Origin of the sequence: Bradyrhizobium hereditatis (assembly GCF_020329435.1) — a bacterium.
In the GTDB taxonomy this organism is placed as follows: domain Bacteria; phylum Pseudomonadota; class Alphaproteobacteria; order Rhizobiales; family Xanthobacteraceae; genus Bradyrhizobium; species Bradyrhizobium hereditatis.
The window spans coordinates 1-23,063 of record NZ_JAGKJK010000006.1; the positions used below are offsets into that span (position 1 = coordinate 1).

The window sequence follows — 23,063 nt, forward strand, 5'->3', positions numbered from 1 at the left end:
CGCGGAACCAGGCGATCAGCGCCTCCGGCTCGCTCGCCACCTTGGCCTCGCGCAAAATCTTGCCGTTGGCATCAACAACACACACGCTCGAGCATTCCAATGACACGTCGATTCCGGCATAGTGGTTCATGGTCGTCTCTCCTCGATGCTTGGAGCGAGGTCCGTCCTCGACTCCGTTTACACCATCAGTGTGAGGGACGACCGCCTCCCAAGCCAGCCGCGCGACGCGCGCTACCACATTGCGCCGTAGCTAGCGCGGCTGGCTTGGGAGGCCTCGGGGCCCGTTACCCCATCTACGACAGCATCCAAATAAAAACGCCGCCCGGGATTGGACGGCGTTTGATTCCAAGCGTGTAGAGGGTGTGTGGCGCTAATTTAGCGCATCCGCGCGGCGCGTCCACTGGATATTTTCGGCTCCCTCACTCCACCGGGTAGGGCCCGTCGCGAAAGATCCGATCGTGATAGCCCTTACTGCCGATCTCGCGCGCGAGCGGGCTGCGGATGTCTTCGCCGACCTTGAGCCGCGTGATCAGCGCACGAAAATCATGGCGGGGCTGCCAGCCGAGTTCGGCCCGTGCGCGCTCGTTATCGTAGATGCGGTCGATGGTAGGCGTCATCGTCCAACCGCGCCGTGCAAACTCGGCTTCATAGTCCGGCACGTAACGGCGAACGACTTGCGGCGCGTGGTTGCGTAAGTCGGTGGCGTCGCGGCGCGAAAACGGCGTGGTTGCGCTGATGATGTATTTCGCGAAACCAGCCGATGGCGCGTATTGGGCGGCGAGCAGGTGGGCGCTGACCACGTCCTCGATATCGACGCGGCGATAGAGGAACTCGTTGGTCTTGATGTTGGCATCGGCGTAGCCCTCACGTATCGCGCGGTTGTCGTCCTCTTCAGGAAAGAAACGCGAGGTGCGCAGCACGATGCTGCGAAGCGAGTGGTTGCGCGCGAAAAGCTGGCATAGATCCTCCGCAGCCGCCTTGGTGACGCCGTAGATATTCTTCGGCACCGCCGTGACGTCTTCGGTGATCCAGGCCGCCGGCTCGTGCGGCGGCGGCACCAGCGCATCGCCGAAGACGCTGGTGGTGCTGGTGTAGACGAACGCCGTGACGCCGGCCGCAGCGGCTTCTTCGAGCAGATTGAGCGTGCCAGTAATGTTGACGTCGACAAAATCCTGGCGGGCATGCGTTGCCACATGCGGCTTGTGCAGCGTCGCCGCGTGCAGCACGGTTGTGACGTGCTTCATGCAGCGGCGGACGAAAGCGCGATCGGTGATCGAGCCTACGTGATGCGTGAATGCGCCCGGCAGGACATCGATACCGACGGCCTCGCGCCGCTGCGCCTGCAGCGTGCGCATCAGTGCTTCGCCCAAATGGCCGGAACTGCCGGTCACCAGTATCGTCACGCCGCTAGAACCTTTTCCATTCCGCGTCCGTCATGCCAGAGGGAACCTGCTGCAGGCGAGCTTCGGCAGGCGACACGGCGCGCGTTTCAAGGAATCCGGTTGATTGTCGGGCGCAAACTAGTGCTGCGCCGGACGGCCGGCAAGGCGGCCATCCTTATGGCAGCCATGCCGTCGCAGCGAAGGCTCGTTACGGCGCCGGAATTGCCAGCAGCGTCGAGATGGCGCGGCCGCGGATATCGTAGACGCGCGCGAACACGACGTCGTCGCGCTTGATTTCCACCATCACGGGCGCGGTGAGGCCCTTGCAGTAGAACTCGCCCAGCGTCATCGCGAAGTCGGCGGACTGGCTGTCCCAGCCGATCGTGAAGTCGGGACCGAGCGCGACCTGCGCCGGGCGCTGCGGGCCGCACACCGCAACCTTCCATTTGCGCCCCTGCGGTGGCCATTCCTGCCGCTCGACCAGTTCCTCGCGCAGGCCGTCGGAGGCTTGCTTCAGTGCCAAGCCCCAATAATCGAGCATGAAGTAATTGTCGGCCGAGCGTACCGTGCCGGCGATATGGTTGAAGTGGGTGTACTCATAGGGATGCAGGCGGATCATCTCGCTGAGTGGCAACAGCAGGCCGAACGTGAACACCGCCAGCGCAGCGGGCTGCCAGCGGCGGTGATGGTCCTTGAGCCAGTTCATACCCCAGGCGAACGATACGCCGGCGAGCACCGCCATTGGCGGAATGACGAACACGAAATGCCGGATACCGTTGTAGAGCGCCGGCCGCTTCACCATGGCGATCACCAGCGGCAGGGTCGCCGCCAGCGTCAGCATCAGGAAGATGGTCTTCCGGCGGGCCGTCACGTCGGCGCGCGACAGCGACATGAAGGTTCCCACGATGCCGGCGAGCAGCAGAGCGAGCAGCACTTCGGGAAGCTGCAACGCAAACAGCGTCGGTAGGTAGGACCAGGGCATGTCCGGGACCGAGACCAGTGCGCCGTCGAACATTTCTTTCCACGGCTTCTCGAAGAAGTGCGAGAAATAGGTCAGCGCCTTGAAGGGGTGGTCCGCCTGCATGATCGACCAGGGCCACACCAGGCCCATGATGAGATAGCCAAGCACGAGGCCGGGTAGCAGCACGTACATAACATGGGCGAAGCGACGGATCGCTTCGCGCGGCCGTTGGAGGCGAACTTCCTCGATCAGCAGCGGGACGAAGCCGACCATCGCATAGACCAGCGCCAGTCCGCCGAGGATCCGGCAACCGACGGAGAGACCAGCGCCAAGGCCGACGATCAGGATGGTTCGCGGCGAGGGCGAGGGATATTCCTCGGCAAGGCGCACCAGACCCAAAATTAGGATCACCATCGAAACTGCAAACGGTGCGTCCTTCGGGTTCATGAACATGTGCCCGTAGAAGGTCGGGCACAGCGCGAGCAGCAGCAACGTCGCGAGCCCCGCCAGCGGGCCGCCGACGCGCCGCGCCAGCCGCCAGGTCACGGCAAGGCCGATCAGGCCGACGATCGCGCCGAGCAGGCGCCGCGTTTCAAACAGTTCCAGTGGGATAATCTTGTGCAGCAGCGCCGCGGCCATGTCGAAGCCGCCGCCATACATGTAGAGATTGGCGAACGACAGCGCGCCGGTATCCTTGAAGCCGGAACCGTACATCCGCAGCAGCAGGTCGGCATATTCGGCGTGCGTGTAGTCGTCCCAGCCTAGCCCGTAGTCGCGGAAGGTCAGGCCCGCGACGAGAGCAACGACGGCCAGCACGAAGATGGCAAGGTCGTCGCAGGTCCGCTCCACCGAGCGCCGCGCGGGCGTATCGAGGGCAGAAGTCGTGATCGATGACATGGCGATTGGTAACCCGGCGTCCCCTATGGCCCAGCTTGGCTATCGTTGAGCCTCATTCCCCGGGTACCCATATAGCGCAGTTCCATTTTCAAGTAATTGGGAATTGTGGCCTAAATCCCTGATGCAATGCAACAAAAGGGCAGTAATTGGTAGGCGGTAAAAGTACGGTTAGCGGGCTGAATGATAGCTGAATGGCAGCATGGTTGCCCGAAATCGGAATCCGGCAAACTGGACGACGCCGTTATGGAACTGGAGACGCAATTGGAGGTTGGCGGTGCACACAATATGACGGTATCGTGGCGTGGGGCGGCTGGCGAGCGTTTCGGGCGCGGCTGAGGGGTTGGTTCAATGATGTTTGTCATGTTGGTCGCCGCGATCGGCCTGGTTTTGGCAGGCCTGCTGGCGATCGGCTTCGGGATCCCGATCAAGGAATTCAGCACCGGCAACACGTTGATCATCGCCGGCGTGATCGGCTTCTGTACTGGTTCGATCATGCTCGCGCTCTGGATCGCAGTCCGCGAGCTGAAAAACACTGCGCGGAAGCTCGGCACTGGTGTGTTGGAAGCGCGCGGCGAGGCCGCGGTGCGGCCGGTGCTTCCGATCAACGCGACGCGGGATTCCGCCGCCGCCAGCTTGCCGGCCGCCGAACCGCCGGCTACTCCCGGACCATTCCCGCCGCCGTGGCAGAACGAGGCGGTTCTGCGCGATCATCCGATCCCGGAGCCCTTGCACCCTGAATCTCCACCGGCAAGCCCAAAGCCAAAGCGCAATCTGCTGTTTGCTTCGACGTCGCGACAGGAACGCGAGCGGGCCCAGTCGCGCACCGGCGAGCCGCTTTCGCCGGACCTGTTGTCGTCTGATCTCCGTTCCAAGCCACCTGCCATACCGCCGGTTGAAACAGCCGAACCGCCGCCGGGCTCGTTCGAGAATGCTTGGCCGAAGGGTGAACGCGCAAAGCCCGCTGAATCGCCTTTGCAGCGGCGTAGTGGCCGCACGCCTCCGCCGGTCACGGAGAACAACGGCGGACCGGCGCGCACCGAGGAGCAGCCGGCGGTGACGGTGCTGAAATCGGGCGTCGTCGACGGCATGGCGTATTCGCTGTACTCCGACGGCTCGATCGAGGCCCAGATGCCGGAGGGGATGATGCGCTTCGCCTCGATCGACGAACTGCGCGCGCACCTCGATCAGCGCAGTTAAATCCGGCAATACTTGCCGCGAAGCGGCTATTGAAAATAAAAGCGCCGCGTTCTTGTCAATCTCCCGGTACTTCGTTCATATTCGCCAAGTCGTGTTGGATTCTGTCGATGTATAGGCGCGGTTGGATACTGTCCTAACCATGTATCCGACAGATGCATTCGCGATCCCAGAAGGTTGAGCCATGACCGATTCCGCCGGCAAAACGCCCGTCGAACTGACCGCCAATATCGTATCGGCCTATCTCAGCAACAATCCGACCCAAGCCTCGGAAATCCCGAACCTGATCAGTCAGGTCCATGCCGCGCTGATGCGGGTGTCGAGCGGCAGGCCCGAGACGCCGCTCGAGCCGGCGAAACCGGCCGTGTCGGTGAAGAAATCGATGACGCCCGAATATCTGGTCTGTCTGGAGGACGGCAAGCGCTTCAAGTCGCTGAAGCGCCACCTGCGCACCCAGTACAACATGACGCCGGAGCAGTACCGCGACAAATGGGGTCTGCCGCCCGACTATCCGATGGTGGCGCCGAACTACGCGGTGGCGCGTTCACAGCTCGCCAAGAAGATGGGCCTCGGACAGCAGGCGCGGAAGCGGAAATAAGCCCGTCCTTGCAATGACGGCATTTAGGAAGCCGTGGCGAGCGTCTCGCGCGCGTCCGTGCGGATGCGCTCAACCATCGAGCGCAGGCCGTTGGAGCGCTGCGGCGTCAGATGCTCGCGAAATCCGAATTCATCGAACACAGCAAGCGCATCCGTTGCAAGGATCTGCTGCGGCGTGCGGCCGGAATAAAGCGTGAGCAGGATTGCGATCAGGCCGCGCACGATGTGGGCGTCACTGTCGCCCAGATATTTCAGGCGCGGCTCGCCATTGCCGCTGCGATCGATCTGCCTGGAAAGCCAGACCTGGCTGACGCAGCCATTGACCTTGTTCGCGGCGGAATGTTCGGCCTCCGGCATCGGTTCCAGCGTGCGGCCGAGTTCGATGACGTACCGGTAGCGGTCGTCCCATTCTTCCAGCAGCTCGAAATTTTCCCTGATGTCGTCGATCGTCATCGTAGCCCGCGTCCATTCTCTCAAGGCCTATATAGGACGCGGAGCGCACGAAAGCGATGGAAATGGAACCGGTTCCGTAGCCTTATTTTGCGGCCGGCAGTGGTCGCGGCATGCGCCATTCGATCGTCATATCGTCGTCCGTCAGCGCGTCCGCGGGCGGTGCAGCCGCGACCACCGCCTGGGGATCGCCGGCGGCGTCGATCGAACTGGTGTGGTCGGGCTTCTTGTCGGGGACGCTGGGGTGCTCGGGCTTCTTGTCCTTGTCGGTGATGATCTTGTAGAGCTGGCGGGCGCCATCCTGGGCGCGTTGCCCGATCGCCGTAGCCGCCTGACCGCCGACCTCGCAGGCCGCCGGCTGACGCTTGCAGAACTGGCTCATGTCGGAGATGGCGGCGGTCGCAGCCGATACCGCTTCTGATGCGCCGATCTGCGGCGCCTTGTCCGCGTCGGGCGCCTTTTCCCTCGGCAGCAGCACGAGCACCAGCCCGAGCCAGAATGCCATGCGAAGCAGAAAAGACATGTCGCGACCCCGGTCATCTTTTGGTTGTGCTGCGGTTAATCCGCAGCTTCGTTTCTGACTAACAGTCGTCGATAAACCGTAAGTGTTTTCATTGAACTAAATTCGGCGAAAACTTGCCGAGAATTTCAAAGATTCGATTCGGCGTAAATTTTCGATTGATGACGCTCAGTGCATGAAAAGCAGGCATCGGCAGCGCATCCACCATTTCGAAACCATAGATCGTGCGCGCTGGAAACTCCTCGTTCACCATGCGCGTCGAATGGATGCCGCACGAGGCGTGAAACTACCGCGTGCAGACCCGGTGTCGGGGGTCAATCCACCACGCCTTAGCGTTCGCTTAAGTTCGCTCTGACACGGTGGCGGTAAGGATAATGGGGGCGTTCCGGCGCGTCTGTCTGACGAATGAGCCGAAGCGCGAGAGCCGTGACTGTTTTGAGTATCATCCGCGATTGTCTCGATGCATTGCTGCATCCCTCGGCACGATATGACGCGCTGACGCGCGCGCGTCATCGCGCGTTCATGGCGCCGCGGCTGCTTGGCAGCCTCGTGGCGCTCGCGGCCTTTCCGGTCTATCTGGCGATGCGCGGCGCGCCGACGGCGCTCGAGGTTGCAGCCTTCGCCTGGCTGATCGCACCCATTCTGTTGTCGTGGTTCCTGTCGCGCACCGGCCGCTACGAAGGCGCGCACATCCTCTCCGCGCTGGCGCTGGCGGGCCTGGTCATGATGGTCGCCGTAACCACCGGCGGCATCGAATCATTCGCCGCGGTTTGGCTTATCGTCGTTCCGCTGGAGGCGGCGTTGTCGGCCTCGCGCCGCGTGGTCGTATTCGCCTCCGCGCTGGCGCTGTCGTGCGGCGCGTTGCTGATCGCGCTTGGACATTTTCATCTCCTGCCGGCGGCGGAGCCGGACACGGCGCTGCACGGCGTCCTGGTGGGAGCTGGCGTTGCATCCGCGACGTTGTATGCGGCGGGGCTGGCCCTCAGCGCGGAATCGCTGGCGCGCACCTCCGTATCGCTGCTCAATGTCGAGGAAGACCGCTATCGTTTGCTCGCTCGTAACATGAGCGACGTGATTTCGCGTCACAACCGCAACGGCGCGGTGGAGTTCATTTCGCCCGCTGCGGAAACCATGCTCGGTACGCCGGGCGCCCGGCTCACCGGCCATGGGCTGTTCGATCGTGTGCATGTCGCCGATCGTCCGGCCTATCTCACCGCGTTGTCGGATGCTGCGCGCGGCAGCGAGCAGCGCAGCGTCGAATTCCGTCTGCGGCGCGATGCGGCGCGCGGCCAGAACGCTTCCGCAGATTTCATCTGGGTCGAGATGCGTTGCCGCCCGCTCGAACAGGCTTCGTCCGAGGCTGAAGTCGTTGCCGTGATGCGTGACATCACCGATCGCAAGATCCAGGAGCAGGCCTTAGAACTGGCGCGCACTGCCGCCGAGCAGGCGGATGCCTCGAAGACGCGATTCCTGGCCACCATGAGCCACGAACTGCGCACGCCGCTGAACGCTATCATCGGCTTCTCCGAGATGATCGTGCACGAAGAGGCGATGATGCTCGATGCTACGCGCCGCAAGGAATACGCGCAATTGATCAACGATTCCGGCCAGCATCTGCTCTCTGTGGTCAACGGCATCCTGGACATGTCAAAGATGGAAACCGGCAATTTCGAAATTTCGCCGGAGCCGTTCGCGCCGCGGGCGGCGCTGTTGCACTGCTGCAATTTGCTGGCGCTGAAGGCGCGCGACAATGGTGTCGATCTGATCACCCGCGCGGCGGAGGATCTGCCAGTCATGAATGGCGATCCGCGCGCATTCAAGCAGATCGCGCTTAATCTCATCACTAACGCCATCAAGTTCACGGAGCGCGGCGGCAGCGTGACGGTTTCCGCAGCGGTCGAAGGGGCTCGGCTGATGCTGTGCGTCACCGATACCGGGGTCGGCATCGCAGCCGAGGATCTCGCGCGGATCGGCGATCCGTTCTTCCAGGCCGGCAAGACCTATCAGCGCAAGCATGAGGGCACCGGCCTCGGCCTGTCGATCGTGAAGGGTCTGGTAGCGTTGCACAATGGCGAGATGAACGTGCAGAGCACAGTCGGTGAGGGCACTACAGTAACCGTTGCCTTGCCGCTTGACTTTGTGCCGGTGCTGTCGCCCTCAAACAACGTCGCGACGCTGGTACCGGCGCAGCGAGCTGAATCACAGGATCAAGCCCATCAGGTGAAGAAACGTGCCCAGGCGAATTGACGATGAAGACGAGATGCCGCGCCGCCGTCGCCGCGGCGCCAAGGCGGCTGCGCTTGAAGTGGAGCAAGAGCGCGGCCTCCTGATGCGCGTCTTCCTGTACAGCCCAAAAGACGTGATCGCCGGTCTGCTCGCGGCTGCCGCGATCTGCGCCATCGTCGCCAATGCACTGTTCCTGCAGGCTGGCCGCCATCCGTCGCCGATGTTCGGCTCGGTCGTGACGCTGCCGGCGCCGCAAACCGCCGTCGTTAATCCATTGCCGCGTCCGCGCCCGGTCGAATTGATCGGAAGGCCAGCCGAGACGGAACCGCCGGAAATCAGGCCGGTTGAGGTGCGCGGCGCAGATCCCAAGCACGTCGAAATCAAGAGCGCCGATCCAAAGAACGCCGATTCCAAGAACGCTGATCCAATGACCAATCTGGTGGTCAAATCGACCAGCGCGACGACCACGGCGCCCGCCAATGTGGTTCGCCCGCCGGCGCCAATTCCGTCGAACGCGCAAAGCGCGGGCGCGCGCCGCGTCGCGGCCGTGCAGCGTGCGCTGACGCAATATGGCTATGGGCAACTGAAGCCGACCGGCGCGGTCGGTTCGGACACGCAGGCTGCGATCGCGAAATTCGAGCGCGACCGCAAGCTCCCGGTGACCGGCCAGATGTCCGATCGGCTCGTGAAGGAACTGGCAGCCATGATCGGGCACCCGATCGACTAGCTTCTGTCGGCTCGCCGGCCTATCGTCGATTCTATGCGACTGAAATCATCCATCTGGGTGGCTGCTTACCTGCGCCGCTGCCAGAATGAGGGAATTTTTGGCGCCGTGCGCAAGCGCGGGGCGGAGGAGGCGGGGGCGGTGTTCGTCAAGGTGGCGCTGCTCGACGGCAACGCCATGCTATATGCGCCCGCGCCGCAGACCGTCTATGACGAGAGCCGCCCGGCCGAACGGTTGTTCGCGCCGGCTTCGCCGCAGCCGGTGCCGGAACAATCGGTCGAGGAACGGCTCGCCAAGGAGATCCGCTTCGATCCCGACGCCTGGATCGTCGAGACCGAGGACCGGGCAGGACGCCACTTCCTGGATCTGGCGAAGGCCTAAAGGTGTCAGCTCCGTCATCCTGAGGAGCGCGAAGCGCGTCTCGAAGGACGACGGCCACCAGCCGGGCCGCTCACCCTTGGCTCGCTACGCTCGCACCTCAGGATGACGGATTGGGATAAGAGCCATCGTTCAGTTCAGAAGTTCGCGCGCTAGCGCGCCGAGCCGTCGGTGCCGGTGCGAACGGCCGGCGCCGTTCCGGGCTGCACCGCGGGCCGCGTTTGCGAACCCGCCGCGCGGGCGCGGTGCCGTTCGTCGTCGTACAGTGCAGCACGATACTTGGCGCGGGTGACCGCCATGGTCGAGCCGCGCCAGGCGGCCAGCATCACGAGCGCGGAGCGTTCGCTCAGCCGGTCGTAGAGCCGCGACAAGCGATAGACGTTGTGCACGGATGAGCCGAATTCCGGATTGAGGAACAGCAGCACGCGCTGAAAGATCGGGCTCGGCATGTCCAGCGCTTTCGCCGCGCATGCCAGCGGCTCGCCGCCGGGATCGCTGACGACTTGCGCCGCGATCCGCTGCGGCAGGATCAGGGCCTCGCCGAGTTCGAGCGTGAAGTTTTCGGTATCCTCGGCGAACGCGGCCATCTCCAGAATATGAAGCGCGCGGGCGGCGCGGGCGGCGGGAATGCGGGGCGAGGCTTTCAGCGGCGTGTCGGCAAGATTGTGCAGGATCAGAGCACGTTCGCTGGCGCCAGCTGCGAAGAACATGTCGCTGATTTCCGCGGCATCATTTGGCCGCATCGACAGATTGGACGCTATTCGCAGCTGCGCATCGGTCGGCGGCTTCGCCGCTGGTGTGTCGGCCGGAGCAGCAGCGATCGCAGCCGCAAGCGGCAGCGGCTGGTCGGGGTGCGAACGTCGCAGCCCGAGCTTGTCCATGATCTCGGCCGGCGTCGCCGGATAGATCGCGAGCCGCGCCCGCACCGCGGCGCGGGTGGCGTCATCGACCTGATCGATCAGGCGGGAGGTCAGTTCGACGAACTGCCGTTCCTCGTCCGCCGAATGGGCGCTGGTCTGGACATAGAGGTCAGTCAGCACGCGCAGCAAGGTCGGCCTGATATCGACGCCCTCGCGGCGCGAAAGCGTCATCAGCCCGTCGAAACCCGGAAACAATGGAGCTGCCGTCATGTCAGGTGTACGCGACTTCGATCATGCTTCGCGTCAGACTACGTTAAGGCACTTTAAGAGTTGGTTAAGGAAAACAGCCCGTGAAAGAATCGCGTAAAATGCGAGCTTTCGGAGCGGCATAAGCCCGAACCCGTAACCGTACCGGCTATCCAAATTAAGAAGCCATTAACCACGTTCTGTTCTGAATAAAGACATGTCGCCGGCCAGATCGTGTCCGCGCGGCAACCAGAGAGAACGGAATATGGGCACCATCATTGAATTTCCGGCGGATGCGGCTTCGCGACGGCCGGGCTCAACCATGGATGGCGCTCCACGCGACGGCTTGGGTACCGTGCTGATTCTTCCTGTTGTCCGTATTGAACGCCAGGCCGGCGGAACCGGTGATGGGCGCGGGCCGGAAGAGGGGACGGCGCCCGGTCGCCGTCGCCGGCGGCGCCCCTGAACGACGGACATTTGCAATGCCGGAGAAGTGCCTCCCGATCCGGACTACCGGGCTTCGGTCACTCCCGGCGCTCATGATATTCGTGGCAAGTGCTGCGCTCGGCGGCTGCAGCGGCGGCGACTTCGGCCGTACCCGCGCCGACATGCGCAACGATGATATGCACCGCTGGATCGGCGCTGAGGCTACCGCAAGCGTCGGCTTGAAACCCTCGCACTTCCAGCTTACCGAAAACGAGCGGCAGCTTCGCGATCTCGCCTATCCCCTGATCGAACCGCCGCATTCGCGGCCGGCCTGGAAGAGCGTGTTCGGCGATTACCAGCCGCTGCCCTCGCCATGGCGGCAGAAGGTGGTGTTCGATCGCACGACCTATGGGCGCGCGCTGATCGACGAGCCGCATCGCTCGCACACCTCGCGGTATCAGCAGTTGATCGAGGACGTCCGTAACGACATCACGCGGTTCGAGCCGTTCTTCGCCTCCGCCGTGCGCGTCATCGAGCTCGACCGCAAGCGCAGCGCCAGCCTCAAGATGGTCTCGGAATTGTCGCCGCGCGAACAGGCCGATGCGATCGCGCGCATGGAAGAGAACACGCTCATCGTGCAATGGGTCCAGCAATGCCTGGAGCGGCGCATTTCATCGTACCGCTGGGCGCTGGAACGGTTGGTGATTCATGCGCCCGATGGGATCGCAGCCGACGCCGACCGATTGATCGGCGAACTCGCTGCGCAAACCGCCAACCCGCCGGTCGCTGCCCATCCGGTGACCGGGCGTGCGGTGACGGTGAAGGGGTAGACCAGCGCGTTATTCACAAATCTTAAAGGGAGCCATGTGCTTGGCGATGTCCGGATCTCCGCTCAGATGCGGACATCTGGGCTGGCCGGCGACGAGTCTGTTTTGGGCCGATTGTATTGAAAAAGTCGGCGCTTGCGCCGGTTGATCTTCGCTGATTCAGTCGTAACGAGAGGACATGATGGGACATCAGCAGGGTGAGCAGGCCGCGTTGTTCTACGAGTTTTCGCTCGAACGGCACGTTCCGCCCAATCATCTGTTGCGATCGATCGACACCGGTGCCGGGTTTATGCGGCAGAGCCGTAAACGAAATTTTTACGGTTTATATCCAGGTTTCAGTCAGACTTGAAGATGTCGTAATCAAGATGATACGGACCCAAATCCTTCCGGCGCAGCATGGAAGATATCATTCTCGCCTACGTGTGGAAGGCTCTTTATTTCGGCACCGCGTGCCTGGCTGTCGGCGCACTATGTTTGGCGCTTGGCGTTCTTCTTCGCCGAGATTTCAAGGATCAGACCGTAGACGAACTCTAACCAGCATCGTAGTTTAGCTCTTCTTCTTATTCGCGTTGTGTATCGTTGGCGAAAACCAACGTGTGCAAAAGGCTGGGGAACGCCGCATTTGGATCGCAACCCTGTCGCTCCACGTACTGTTGCTCGCCTTCGAAGTGTCGTTAATAATGTTCAGCCACGAAGCCCGCTATCGATGGCGATATCAAACAGCCTCGAGATCACGGATTCGGCTTTTGAGCTCGAGCTTTCGTCGGATGGACGAAACGTGCTTCGGACGGAGTGACGGCTTTGCGCCGACGATCTTTCCCTTATTCCACGGGACGCGCTTGGAAATGGTTCGCTAGTGCTCGGGACATCGATCATGTTGACCTTGGCCATTCTCTGGGCCGCAACGTTCTGAACGGAAACCGGCTTTCAGACGATTAGAGGCGTGTTTGCGTCTATTTGATCGGGTGACGCCAACGTATCGGTAGGAGACTGTCGACCATGATTGCGCGTTCACTGCGAATGCCGGCTCAGTCGCCAAGCTACTTCGTCTTAAACTTCCCACACTAAGAAGAACTCGACGAACAGGTTGGGGAGCCGATGCGGCAAGAAATCGTCCTCACATCAGGGCATCAAAATCACAGCCCGCTGACCGGCTCGCTCGCGACGCCGCGGCGTCTAATCCCTTCGTCGCGGATTGCGTCGCTGTCGCTATCGCTGTGGTTGCTGCTGTTCGCTATTGAATTGATCGCGAGCTTCTTGCTTTGCGGCCATCGTCTGATCTTTACGCTCGATGATCCCTACATCCATCTTGCGGTCGCCGACCAAATCCTAGCTGGCGGATATGGTGTCAATGCCGGCGAATTCTCCTCGCCTAGTTCGTCGATCATCTGGCCCTATCTAATGGCGCTGACTGAGGCGCTGCATCTCGGTGCCTACGGCCCGCTGCTGGTTAGCGCCGCAGCGGCGGCCGCGACTATCTTCGCGGTGCTGCGGCTGCTCGGCTCGCTCGACCTGTTCGACGCTGGGCGCGAGCTGCATCTTCCTGCGGTGATGGCACTGTTGGTAATCCCGGCCACCAGCGCGCTGGCGCTCCCGATGACCGGCCTGGAGCACAGTCTTCACGTCTGGGCCAGCGTTGTCACCTTGATCGGGCTGATCGAGGTTGCGCGCGGTAGAGCCCCGACGTCGGGTCACTTGGTGGCATTGGTCATGCTTCCGCTTATCAGGTTCGAGGGGGCGGCATTCGCGCTGGCCGCGCTGGCCGGCTTTGCGCTGCTGGGCCGCTGGCGCTTTGCCGCTGCCGGTGGCGCGCTGATCACGGCTGTGCTTGCGCTCTATGCTGCGTCAATGATGGCACGTGGGCTGCCGTTGCTGCCAAGCTCGGTGTTACTGAAGTCACGCATCATCGGACAGGCCTATGATCAGCACAGTGTTCTCTTGACGATCCTCGATAACTTCACAGCCAGCCTGGCGAACCCTTACGGGCAGCGGCTGATTGTGCTAGGTCTCGCGATTTGCGCGGGCGCGGTGTGGCTGCGGTCCGACCACCGGACACTGGTTGTCTGCGGCGCGGTGCTGACGGCAATCGCCGCGCATCTCGGCTTCGGCCAATATGACTGGTTTCACCGCTACGAGGTCTACGTTATCGCGCTGGCCTCGGTGACCCTCCTCTGGATCGTGGCGCAGCTACTGCCGCGACTCACCGCCGGCGTTCGCAACGCCGCAGCGGTGGTCACGGTCGCGCTGGTCGGTTTCGCCAGCCTGCCTTATCTGTGGGCAGCGTTGGTGACACCGTTCGCTTCGCGCGGCATCTATGAGCAGCAAGAGCAGATGGGGCGCTTCGCGCGTGAGTTCTTCCCGCATCCGGTCGCAGTCAACGATCTCGGTCTGGTCGCCTGGCGGAATCCGAATTTCGTGTTGGACCTCTGGGGGCTCGGCTCCGAAGCCGTGCGCAAGGCGAAGCTGGCTGGCGCCTACGGTCCGGCGCAAATGGCCTGGCTTGCCGAGGCGCGCGGCGTTAAGCTTGCGATGGTCTATGATCGTTGGTTCCCAAGCGGCGTGCCGGCGAGTTGGACCAAGGTCGCCGTGCTGCGTACGAAGCCAGTCACCGCGGCAGTTGGCGACGTCGCATTTTACCGCACTTCGGCGGCCGATCAAGGCGAATTGGCGCGGGCGCTAGATTCCTTCGCGGCGCAGCTGCCACCACGCGTGACGCTCGAGCGCACGCCGCAATAGCGAGAGCTTATAATTTGAGGCGCTTAAACAGCGGTTCAGGCAACAGGCAGATAATGGTCATGACCAGCCAGAAGCGCTTCGCCACATAGATAACTTCGCGGCCGTTCTCCTCGGCGGCGCCATAGATGTCGGAGGCGACGCGATCTGGCGTAACGGTCAGCGACGCCGGCAGTTTCAGGTGAGCCGTCATCCGCGTTCGCACGAAGCCCGGCTTAACGGTGACGACGCGCACCTTACCGGCCAGCGACATGCGGTTACGTAGGCCAGACAGATATTGCGAGAAGCCGGCTTTGGCCGCGCCGTAGAAATAGTTCGAGCCGCGGCCGCGGTCCCCAGCGACCGAGCTGACGCCGACGATGGTGCCTGTGCCGCGCGCCTGGAAGCGACCTGCGAATATATCGAGCAGCTGGCTTGGCGCTTCGAAATTGGTCCGCATAATCATCGCTGCATATGAGCTGTCGGTCTCAGCGCGCTTCTGGTCGCCTAGCTCGCCGATCACGCTGATGACGGTATCCGGCAGCGCAGGCATTTGCGCCACGAAATCGACGAACTTCTCGCTCTGCAATACGTCCAGAGCATGCACCGTGACTGGTTGGCCGGAGCGCGCCGTGACGTCGTCGGCATTACGCTGCGCGCTGGCAAGATCGCGCGCGGCCAGCCACACTCGCCAGCCGCCCTCCGCGTAACGTAGTGCGGTAGCGTAGCCGATATCGGAGCTGCCGCCGAGGATAAGAACGGTCTTTTGGTCGGACATCGGTCAGATCCCCAAGCGTGCGGAGAGATGAGAAGCAAAATGGCGGTCAGCGCCGGTATGGCAGCGCAGCTCACGAAACGCTGCGAGTCCGGGATAACCGGCCTCGAAGGTCGCGCGCGATTGCCGCGCGTCCTTGGCGAGATAGAGCCGGCCGCCGGCGTCGGCCACTAGCGCATCGATCTCGTCCAGGAACGGAAGCAGTGTGTCAGTCATAGGAAAATCCATCGCCAGGGTGTAACCGCGCATCGGGAATGACATCAGGCCGTGACTAGGACCGAGTTGCTTGAGCACCGCAAGAAATGACACGCTGCCGCGTCGCGCCACGCGGTCCAGGATCTCAGCCAGCACGCCGCGCGCAGTCTCAAGCGGGATTACGCATTGATGCTGCACGAAGCCGCGACGACCATAAATTCGGTTCCAGTGACCGATTGCATCGAGCGGAAAAAAATACGTGTCCCAATGAACCAGCTCCGGTGCGCCAGCGCGCGCTACGCCGCGGCCGAAATACAGCGCATTGAAGGCACCGACCGAGGCTCGGTTCAGCAGCCAGCTTGGTGCGACCAGCGGCGGGGCGAGGCGGGCAGAGCGAGCCGGGGGGAACGCCGTGCGGCCATTGCTAAGCAATTCGAATTCCTGCGCGCTGGCGTGCTCAGCCGCGTAGATCAGCGAGCGGCCGAGCGCATTGCCCCTAGCCAGACAGTCGATCCAGGCGACGGAATAAGTCGACGCCGCTGTCGCCTCCAGCGCCGCGATGGCGGCATCGAGATCGGCGGCGATATGCGTCTGCTGCTTCAGCCAGCCGGTCTCGATTGCGCGCAAGCGTAAGGTCGCCTCGACGATGACACCCGTCAGGCCCATGCCTCCTGTGGTAGCTGCGAACAGTTCTTTGTTGACTGTACGCGAGCAGGTGACGGTCTCCGCGCCTGGTGTGACCAGCCGAAACGCCTCGACGCTGTCAGCGAAGCCACCGTCGCGATGATGGTTCTTGCCATGCACGTCAGCGGCAATGGCACCTCCGACCGTAACGAATTTGGTGCCCGGCACTACGGCGAGGAAATAGCCACGCGGTACAAAGGTCGCCAGCACTTCTGCAATCGACACACCCGCCTCCACGCGCAGCAGGCCGGTTGCGGCGTCGAAGCTGCGCAGGCGATTGAGACCGAGCGTGGGCAGCGTGAACGGCTGTCCGATCGCCGCGTCGCCATAGGCCCGGCCGTGTCCGCGCGCGATCATGCTGGGATGAGCGCTGACCAGCCCCGCGATATCGACCGGTCCGCGCTCTGGAAGGCATTCTGTCGCGACAATAGGATAGTGTCCCCAGCCGGCAAGATTGCTCATGGATCCATCGTCCTGGTGGCCGGCTACATCGCCGTGAACAGGATGATGCCAAGCGTACCGAGCGAAAGCCAGCTCACCTGGTCCTTGAGCGCGAATATCACGGGATCGTCGTCGATCAGCCCGCGCTGGGCGAACAGCATCACGCGGCCAAACCAGTACATCAGCACTGGACAGCCAGCCCATAGCATTTGCGGGTGGCTGTAAAGCGAGCGCACGGTATCGGAAGAAATATAGAGCGTGAAGATGACGACCGCGTTGAAGCCCGCGGCAGCGGCGAGGACCGCGATCATTGCTAGGTCGTCTCTTTGATAGTCGCGCGCCATCAGCCGCTCGCCGGAGCGCCGGCCCCTGAGCTCGACGTAGCGTTTGACGAGCGCCAGCGACATGAAGATGAATAGCGAGAAGGCGAACAGCCATTCCGACATGCCAACCCCGATCGCGACTGCGCCTGCGACAACGCGGACCGTGTATAAAACGGACAGGGTGACGGCGTCAGCAATGGCAATCCGCTTGAGGCGGAATGAATAAGCGGTGGTCAAGGCAAGGTAGAGCAGCAGCGTCGCTAGGAATACCGGCGACAGCGCAGCGCCGATGCCCACAGCGGCGGCCAGAAGACCAGCCATGGCTAGGATCGCCTGCGTCGGTGTGACGGCGCGGCTCGCGATCGGCCGATGCCGCTTGGTCGGATGCGCGCGATCGGCGGCGATGTCGAGCAGATCATTGAGGATGTAGGCACTCGATGCCGCGAGTGAGAACGCCAGCACAGCTAACAAGGCCTGGCAGGCCGACAGCCAATTGAACTGATGCGCGGTCATCAGTGGAACCATCACCAGCGCGTTCTTAGCATATTGGTGAACGCGGAGAAGCCGCGTCCAGACTCGCAAGCCCGGCCGACCTTCAGGGTCCGAAGCGGCGGCCGGCAGCTCGACGCGCGCGACACCCGGCGGCAATTCGACGGCCGCGTCGCCGAGATAGTCGTAGCCGTTACCATTACCATTAAGGACAGTTAACAAATCGCTATCGCGTTCTCCACCGTCCTGCGCTGCGGAGCATGCGACGCGAAGACCAAGATGCTGCGCGATCGCACTGACCAGCCTGCCATGATACCGGGGGGAAGCAAGAAGAACCGGCCGACCCTCGCCAAGCCGCTGAAGCAAGAACGTTGTGACATCGCTGTCGTAAGTGAGGCGAGCGGGGTCGAAATGGTCCACTTGCGCCAGATGACGACGGGCGGCGGCAGGCCCGCGCGTAAAGGCAAAAAGCGTCCCCGGAGTCGCTACCGTCGGATAACGAATGGCTGAAAGCAGGACATCGGTTAGCAGATCTCGGTGAATCAACACGGCGTCGACGTCGACGACCAGCGGCCGCACGGACGCGGCTGAGGCACCGGCAACGTCATGTTCGATCGCTGGGGAAGAGGAACTTGCCATGTCTCGGGTTCGTGTGGCGACCGCCGATAGTCCAAATATTTTCCTAAGATAGGGTGAACCATCGGGTGGCCAGCAAGACGTTGCAACCGCACCGAGTGCGAAGTTGGTAAGGTTTTGGCTGCATGATGTATCTGCGCATCATCGATAAAGCTGTCATGACGACTTGGGCGTTACACGAGAAGAGGATCCGGATCATAGTCGCCGCGCCGCTGGCTGCCTGCGCGCTTGCGACGATCGGGTTTCGATCGACTCACGACGCCCTGTGGTCGGACGAATTGCTGACGACTAGCCTCTTGCAGGCGAGCAGCTTGCCGAAGCTCTGGGCCGGCATTGCGCTCGGCATCGACGGTAATCCGCCGCTATATCTAACGCTGGCCTGGTTTATTCTCCAACTGCTGCCGAAGGCGGTTCCGTCAGTCCTTCTGCTGAAACTGGTCAATCTCGGTCTCGCGGCCTGCGCTGTTGCCGTCCTCTTCCGGTTGGCACGACGGCTGGCGTCGCCCGCAGCTTGCTGGATCGGAGCGCTGATGTTCATCACGCTGGGCGAGGCCTTCATCTATGTGGCCTCTGAGCTCCGCACCTACGCGCTCTACCTCCTGATCGCGGCGCTGGCCGCCTTGTGCCAGCAGCGGTTGATCGAGGATTGCCGTCTGCCGAACGTTGCCTGGCTGGCGCTTGCCAATGTCAGTCTGGCGATGTGCCACACTTTCGCCATCGCCTACGTCGGCATCATCGCGGCAGCAGGCTGGTTGAGCAGGCCACGAGATAAGGAATTTTTGCGCGCGATCATCGTCGCAGTCGTGCCTTCGATCATCGCCGTGATTGCCTGGAGCCCATCGCTGCTCGATCAGCTTGAGGTAGCCAAGCCATATAGCTGGATACTGCCGCCGTCACTTTCGGTCTTGTCCGACACCCTGTTCGGATCGGGCGCGATGTTGTTGATCTCCATTCTCGAAGCGACATGTCTGTTGACGTTCTATGTGTCAGCACGAAAGGCGCATGCCTTCGAGTTCCGCAAAATTATTCAGGACCCGCAATGGCAAGCGGCCCGCTTCATCGTACTACTGTCGCTCGGCATCACTAGCTTCACGTTGGTCGCGTGGCTGTTCTCCCGGCTGGTGTTTCCGCTGTTCGTAACGCGTTTCTTCACGCCACAGCTCTTAACGACTTTCGCGGTGCATGTCGCTTTCGGCGCATGGTTGATGGGTAATCTCGGCCGCCGCCGCACAATGGTCGTTGTGCTCTGCGCTATGGTCGCGCCGCTGATGTTGCGCAACATGGTGGTGCATGCCGGTGCCTCGGTGCACGGGCAACCGATCTGCGCTGACGCGCAAGGCAGGTATTTCGAGAGCAGCTTCGTGCATGGCGATCTGCCTGTCATCGTGGATTCGGCGATTATGTTCCTGCCGCGCGCCGCCTACGCCGTCCATGGCGAAGCTTATCGCTTTCCGCTGGATTGGAACGTTGTGCTGAAATATCCGAATCAATCGCGCGGCAATGCTGTCGACTATCACATCATGCACGGGTTGCAGAAGTGGAAGCCGATGCCGCAAGTGCAGTCGACTGACGAAATCCTGCGTGACAATCCGCAATTTCTGGTCGTCGACATAACTTTGCGATCATGGTTCCGAAACCTGCGGGCGACGCATGATGTCCTGGCGGAGAAGATTGCTGAGGTTAGGCTATCCGGGACGGACGATGTCACTTGCACGCTCTGGAAGGTAAGCCGCGTGCGCCCCATCGTGCCCACCTCTGTGCAGAACATGACCGAACCGAAGAATTGATTCCTGTCGCGATCTCAATATTTTTGCGCGTTCAACAAGCTTGCGTAAAATGTCGATCTTCATTATCGGGCCGCTATTTGTTTTGAGTGGCACGTTTCTGAAGGTTGTTGGGCGCTCCAGGCAGATCTCTATCTCCCTAGAGTTTCGGCGACGTAGGCGATGTAATCGAATTTATCGCGGCGGTCTCTCGCAAAAAACGGACATGCTCGTGTAGAGCTGGCCTGTCGGCTTGGGGTCAAAACGCAAAATTCCGGCGTCACCAGGGCATGTCTGCATTTGCTTCAAAAGCACACATCTTTCGTTACACGACCTAGCGCCCGGTCTTGCCGGCCGATTTGGCGCGGCCCGCTTTGGGACGCTGGCTCTGCAGTTTCGCGATAAAATTCTGCAGCACCTCCGACGGTGGCCGCTTCGTGCTGTAGGCGAGGCCGACCTCGCGCTTCACATCGACGTCGATCTCGCGCACAGCGACATCGGAATTGGCGCGCGCCACGCCTTCGGGAACGATGGCGATTCCGACGCCGGCGGCCACGAGCGCCATCGCCCAGTCTTCGGATTCGGCAATCGCCGCAGGCTGCCGCTTGGGTGATGCGGCACGGCTGAAGAATTCGCTCTGCTCGCAATGGCAGCGATCGACCATCGCAACGCCGGCGAGGTCCGTGGTGCGGAGCCGCTCTTTCAGCGTCAGCGGATGAGACGGCGGTAGCGCTGCGACGTAGCGCTCGACCCAAAGCGGTACGAAATGCTCGTCGGCGCGCAGCAGGTTCTTGGAGACGATCCGCGCGTCTGCGGCATCATCGACGCCGACAAGTCGGAGCGCGATGTCGGAAGTCCCGGTCAGCGGCTTCAACAGCGCGATGGTTCGCGGCCGGTCGAGCGTGCGCATCAGGCCGAGCGTCAGCGCGTTTCGCCTCGCAGCTTTCCGGAACAGGTTTTTCGCCGCATCCGCCTCATCGATAATGCGACGGGCTACCGCATGGAATTGTTCGGCCGCTTCCGTCGGCGCCACTCCCTTCTTGTGCCGGATGAACAGCGCGGTGCCGAGCTCGGCTTCCAGATTGGCGATCGCTGCCGAGATCGAAGGCTGCGAAATGAAGCAGCGCCTGGCCGCCGCCGTCAGGTTGCGCTCCTTGAACACAGCCGCGAAGTAGCGGAGCTCGCGGATATCCATAGGCATGTCCTATCGATGATATCAAATATCGAAGTTTTACCTATTACAGATCGGATGGCAAGCTGAGGCCCTGACCTCAAGGAGACATCTTCATGCGCGTCCATCATCTCAACACCGGCACCATGTGCCCAATCGGCCGACGTCTGGTGAACGGCACCGGCAGCATCTTTCAACGCGCGCGCATGGTGTGTCATTGTCTGCTGATCGAGACCAATGACGGGCTGGCGCTGGTCGATACCGGCATCGGGCTGGACGACATCGCGGACCCGCCGCGGCTGGGTCCGAAATGGGTGCGGCAGACCAAGCCGCGGCTCGATCCGGCCGAAACGGCCGCACGGCGAATCGAGGCGCTCGGCTATTCGAGGCAAGACGTCCGGCATCTGTTGCTAACGCATCTCGACCGCGATCATGCCGGCGGTATTCCGGATTTTCCGAACGCGAAGGTGCATGTCCATCGCCGCGAGTACGATATGGCGGTGGCGCGCACTGTGCCGCCGCCGAAGGGCCGATATATCAGCGCGCAATGGAAGCATGGTCCGCAATGGGCGTTCTATGGCGATGGCGGCGAGGACTGGTTCGGCTTCAAGGGCGTGCGGGCGCTCGGCGATCGCGAGCCTGACATCCTGATGATCCCGCTGCCCGGTCATACGCTCGGCCATTGCGGCATTGCCGTGCGGAGCGGAGACAGATGGTTGCTGCACGCGGGCGATGCGTATTTTTTCTACGGTCAGGTGCAGGCTTCGCCGCGGATGCCGCTGGTGCTCGGCATGTTTCAACGCCGCGCCGACATGGATCGTGCCATGCGCATCGAAAATCAGGAGCGGCTACGGACGCTCAAGACAAAGCACGGCGATGTCGTGACCATCTTCAACAGCCACGATCCTGTAGATTACGAGAGTTGCCGTTGCGGCCTGCACTAGACAGTGCCGCGGCCCACAGCAGGCCGTAATCACCGTTTGGACCGCGGCGACGGCGCCGGGGCAGGCGCTGGCGGATCCGGCTGCTTCGCCGGTGGAGGTTCGGTCTCGATAGTGCATTTCGATGCCGCAAGCGAAGCTTGCGCTTGGGGCATCAGGCCGGGCTCCGGCGCCAGGGCCTTCAGCACGATCAAACCGGTCGTGGTGGGGGAGTCGATGATCAGCCGGTCGGCGGCGGTGATTTCCTCGTCTTCCGGCAATTCGGAATGCTGCTCTTCCGTCATCAGGTCGAGCTCGATCACCTTGCGGCCGGCCGAACGGTCGTTGATCGCATAATAGGCGACCTCGTTGCGCGTGTAGAACGACACCGACGTATAGGCCTGGCTGACCGGCACCGTGAGTTTCAGGGGACCGCCGGAGAGGTCATAGCGGCAGATCGCGACCGCAAAGGCGGGGTCCATGAACGGCATCGGCGCATTGTTGGGCTCGGCGAGCGGCAGCGGCGTGACGGCGTTCTCCTTGGTGAGCGGCGTCAGGCGCGAATAGGCGTCCTGGGTGGCAATGCGCGGCAGGGCCAGCACGCTGACGAGGTGCACCACGCCACCCAGCAGCACGCCCGCGATGATGGTGAATGCCAGCCGGATCATGGGCAGCCCACCGTCGATATCGAGGGCATCGGTGCGTCGCGCTGCGTTCGGGTCGCGACGCCAACCGGCGTATCGTAAAGCCGCAGCATCAGCGTGTAGCGCTCGATGCCGCCAGTCGGCAGCCAGTTTCCGGCGCGGGACCGCGCCGCCACGCGGATCTCGAATGCGCCGTCGGAGCCGCGGACGATCTCCTGGCTGGTGAAGCCGTAGCGTTGCAGCGAATTGGCGACCAGATGTCCCTTGCGGTCGAACAGCGTCAGCGTCCAGAACCGGGCCGCCGGCGTCACCCCGCTGACGACCACGTCGCAGCGCCCGTCGAGCGGCTTTTTCTGATCGTCGGTGGTGGCGGTAAAGGCGATGCCGTCGCCGGTACCGATCGGCAGCTCGCCGCTGCGGGCGATCGAGGCGCGGGAATAGGGATCAATCTCAGAACTGCCGCTCTTGGGCCGGGCGGTCCAGGCGCCGATCGTAAGCGTGCCGAGATCGGTGCCGCGCGTCGCCGTCATGTAGGTCGAGCCGAGACCGACGGCCGTGGCAAGCGCCAATGCCAGCAAGGTGATGAAGATCAGCCGCACAGCCCAGTGCTCCGAAATCTCAC

General features: G+C 62.4%; 23 protein-coding genes and 1 pseudogene. 11 read left to right on the forward strand and 13 right to left on the reverse strand.

Going from position 1 to position 23,063, the window contains the following annotated elements:
* The 3 genes and pseudogenes from J6524_RS15230 to J6524_RS15240 form a co-directional block, all read right to left on the reverse strand.
* Positions 1–130: pseudogene (locus J6524_RS15230) on the reverse strand (IS110 family transposase); the annotation flags it as partial.
* Positions 131–419: 289 nt separating this feature from the next.
* A complete protein-coding gene (locus J6524_RS15235; protein WP_225671852.1) occupies positions 420–1,403 on the reverse strand; it encodes an NAD-dependent epimerase/dehydratase family protein in 984 nt (327 codons plus the stop codon).
* A gap of 187 nt (positions 1,404–1,590) precedes the next feature.
* On the reverse strand, positions 1,591–3,240 hold the full coding sequence (locus J6524_RS15240) for a glycosyltransferase family 39 protein (RefSeq protein ID WP_225671855.1): 1,650 nt from the start codon (positions 3,238–3,240) through the stop codon (positions 1,591–1,593).
* Between the two features lie 348 nt (positions 3,241–3,588).
* Here J6524_RS15240 and J6524_RS15245 point away from each other — a divergent pair, with 348 nt between their 5' ends.
* Together J6524_RS15245 and J6524_RS15250 are read left to right on the forward strand one after the other, a co-directional pair.
* Positions 3,589–4,437: a DUF308 domain-containing protein gene (locus J6524_RS15245; protein WP_225671857.1), complete on the forward strand. Its 849-nt coding sequence runs from the start codon at positions 3,589–3,591 to the stop codon at positions 4,435–4,437.
* Positions 4,438–4,618: 181 nt separating this feature from the next.
* Positions 4,619–5,032: a Ros/MucR family transcriptional regulator gene (locus J6524_RS15250; RefSeq protein WP_057854862.1), complete on the forward strand. Its 414-nt coding sequence runs from the start codon at positions 4,619–4,621 to the stop codon at positions 5,030–5,032.
* Between the two features lie 23 nt (positions 5,033–5,055).
* Here J6524_RS15250 and J6524_RS15255 read toward each other — a convergent pair whose 3' ends face one another.
* From J6524_RS15255 to J6524_RS15265, 3 genes are all read right to left on the reverse strand, one after another.
* Positions 5,056–5,484 carry a SufE family protein gene (locus J6524_RS15255; protein ID WP_225671859.1) on the reverse strand — a complete coding sequence of 143 codons (429 nt, stop codon included), beginning with the start codon at positions 5,482–5,484 and terminating at the stop codon, positions 5,056–5,058.
* Positions 5,485–5,566: 82 nt separating this feature from the next.
* Complete coding sequence (locus tag J6524_RS15260) at positions 5,567–6,004, reverse strand: DUF5330 domain-containing protein (protein ID WP_225671860.1); 438 nt, start codon at positions 6,002–6,004, stop codon at positions 5,567–5,569.
* An 88-nt stretch (positions 6,005–6,092) separates the two neighbouring features.
* Complete coding sequence (locus J6524_RS15265; protein WP_225671862.1) at positions 6,093–6,251, reverse strand: hypothetical protein; 159 nt, start codon at positions 6,249–6,251, stop codon at positions 6,093–6,095.
* A 155-nt stretch (positions 6,252–6,406) separates the two neighbouring features.
* Here J6524_RS15265 and J6524_RS15270 point away from each other — a divergent pair, with 155 nt between their 5' ends.
* Genes J6524_RS15270 through J6524_RS15280 form a run of 3 tightly spaced genes read left to right on the forward strand, consistent with a single transcriptional unit; the run spans position 6,407 to position 9,332 of the window.
* On the forward strand, positions 6,407–8,248 hold the full coding sequence (locus J6524_RS15270) for an ATP-binding protein (RefSeq protein ID WP_225671864.1): 1,842 nt from the start codon (positions 6,407–6,409) through the stop codon (positions 8,246–8,248).
* Complete coding sequence (locus tag J6524_RS15275; RefSeq protein ID WP_225671866.1) at positions 8,232–8,954, forward strand: peptidoglycan-binding domain-containing protein; 723 nt, start codon at positions 8,232–8,234, stop codon at positions 8,952–8,954. Before J6524_RS15270 ends, J6524_RS15275 begins: the two co-directional genes overlap by 17 nt.
* A 33-nt stretch (positions 8,955–8,987) precedes the next feature.
* Positions 8,988–9,332 (forward strand): DUF1491 family protein, encoded by a 345-nt coding sequence (locus tag J6524_RS15280; RefSeq protein WP_225671868.1) that lies wholly within the window; start codon positions 8,988–8,990, stop codon positions 9,330–9,332.
* A 149-nt stretch (positions 9,333–9,481) separates the two neighbouring features.
* On the opposite strand, the gene J6524_RS15285 is transcribed toward J6524_RS15280, so the two are convergent.
* Positions 9,482–10,459, reverse strand: a complete 978-nt coding sequence (locus tag J6524_RS15285) for a DUF2336 domain-containing protein (RefSeq protein ID WP_225671869.1) — start codon at positions 10,457–10,459, stop codon at positions 9,482–9,484.
* Between the two features lie 241 nt (positions 10,460–10,700).
* Between J6524_RS15285 and J6524_RS15290 the strand changes: the two genes are divergently transcribed.
* The 4 genes from J6524_RS15290 (at position 10,701) to J6524_RS15305 (ending at position 14,424) form a co-directional block, all read left to right on the forward strand.
* Positions 10,701–10,901, forward strand: a complete 201-nt coding sequence (locus tag J6524_RS15290) for a hypothetical protein (protein WP_225671871.1) — start codon at positions 10,701–10,703, stop codon at positions 10,899–10,901.
* 73 nt (positions 10,902–10,974) lie between these two features.
* Positions 10,975–11,691 (forward strand): hypothetical protein, encoded by a 717-nt coding sequence (locus J6524_RS15295; RefSeq protein ID WP_225671873.1) that lies wholly within the window; start codon positions 10,975–10,977, stop codon positions 11,689–11,691.
* A gap of 175 nt (positions 11,692–11,866) precedes the next feature.
* On the forward strand, positions 11,867–12,037 hold the full coding sequence (locus J6524_RS37955) for a hypothetical protein (RefSeq protein WP_376712035.1): 171 nt from the start codon (positions 11,867–11,869) through the stop codon (positions 12,035–12,037).
* Between the two features lie 749 nt (positions 12,038–12,786).
* Positions 12,787–14,424: a DUF8728 domain-containing protein gene (locus J6524_RS15305; RefSeq protein ID WP_225671875.1), complete on the forward strand. Its 1,638-nt coding sequence runs from the start codon at positions 12,787–12,789 to the stop codon at positions 14,422–14,424.
* Positions 14,425–14,431: 7 nt separating this feature from the next.
* Here the strand turns inward: J6524_RS15305 and J6524_RS15310 are convergent, their stop codons facing one another.
* Genes J6524_RS15310 through J6524_RS15320 form a run of 3 tightly spaced genes read right to left on the reverse strand, consistent with a single transcriptional unit; the run spans position 14,432 to position 17,946 of the window.
* Positions 14,432–15,178: an SDR family oxidoreductase gene (locus J6524_RS15310; protein WP_225671878.1), complete on the reverse strand. Its 747-nt coding sequence runs from the start codon at positions 15,176–15,178 to the stop codon at positions 14,432–14,434.
* Between the two features lie 3 nt (positions 15,179–15,181).
* On the reverse strand, positions 15,182–16,516 hold the full coding sequence (locus J6524_RS15315; RefSeq protein WP_225671880.1) for an FAD-binding oxidoreductase: 1,335 nt from the start codon (positions 16,514–16,516) through the stop codon (positions 15,182–15,184).
* A 23-nt stretch (positions 16,517–16,539) separates the two neighbouring features.
* Positions 16,540–17,946 carry a UbiA family prenyltransferase gene (locus tag J6524_RS15320; RefSeq protein WP_225671882.1) on the reverse strand — a complete coding sequence of 469 codons (1,407 nt, stop codon included), beginning with the start codon at positions 17,944–17,946 and terminating at the stop codon, positions 16,540–16,542.
* Between the two features lie 122 nt (positions 17,947–18,068).
* Here J6524_RS15320 and J6524_RS15325 point away from each other — a divergent pair, with 122 nt between their 5' ends.
* Positions 18,069–19,730, forward strand: coding sequence for a hypothetical protein (locus J6524_RS15325; protein WP_225671885.1), 1,662 nt, complete (start codon positions 18,069–18,071; stop codon positions 19,728–19,730).
* 310 nt (positions 19,731–20,040) lie between these two features.
* On the opposite strand, the gene J6524_RS15330 is transcribed toward J6524_RS15325, so the two are convergent.
* A complete protein-coding gene (locus J6524_RS15330; RefSeq protein WP_225671887.1) occupies positions 20,041–20,901 on the reverse strand; it encodes a LysR family transcriptional regulator in 861 nt (286 codons plus the stop codon).
* A 92-nt stretch (positions 20,902–20,993) separates the two neighbouring features.
* Here J6524_RS15330 and J6524_RS15335 point away from each other — a divergent pair, with 92 nt between their 5' ends.
* Positions 20,994–21,821, forward strand: coding sequence for an MBL fold metallo-hydrolase (locus J6524_RS15335; RefSeq protein ID WP_225671889.1), 828 nt, complete (start codon positions 20,994–20,996; stop codon positions 21,819–21,821).
* A gap of 29 nt (positions 21,822–21,850) precedes the next feature.
* Here J6524_RS15335 and J6524_RS15340 read toward each other — a convergent pair whose 3' ends face one another.
* Both J6524_RS15340 and J6524_RS15345 read right to left on the reverse strand, forming a co-directional pair.
* Positions 21,851–22,465 (reverse strand): DUF1254 domain-containing protein, encoded by a 615-nt coding sequence (locus tag J6524_RS15340; protein ID WP_225671892.1) that lies wholly within the window; start codon positions 22,463–22,465, stop codon positions 21,851–21,853.
* A complete protein-coding gene (locus tag J6524_RS15345; protein ID WP_225671894.1) occupies positions 22,462–23,040 on the reverse strand; it encodes a DUF1214 domain-containing protein in 579 nt (192 codons plus the stop codon). Before J6524_RS15345 ends, J6524_RS15340 begins: the two co-directional genes overlap by 4 nt.
* Positions 23,041–23,063 lie beyond the last annotated feature (23 nt).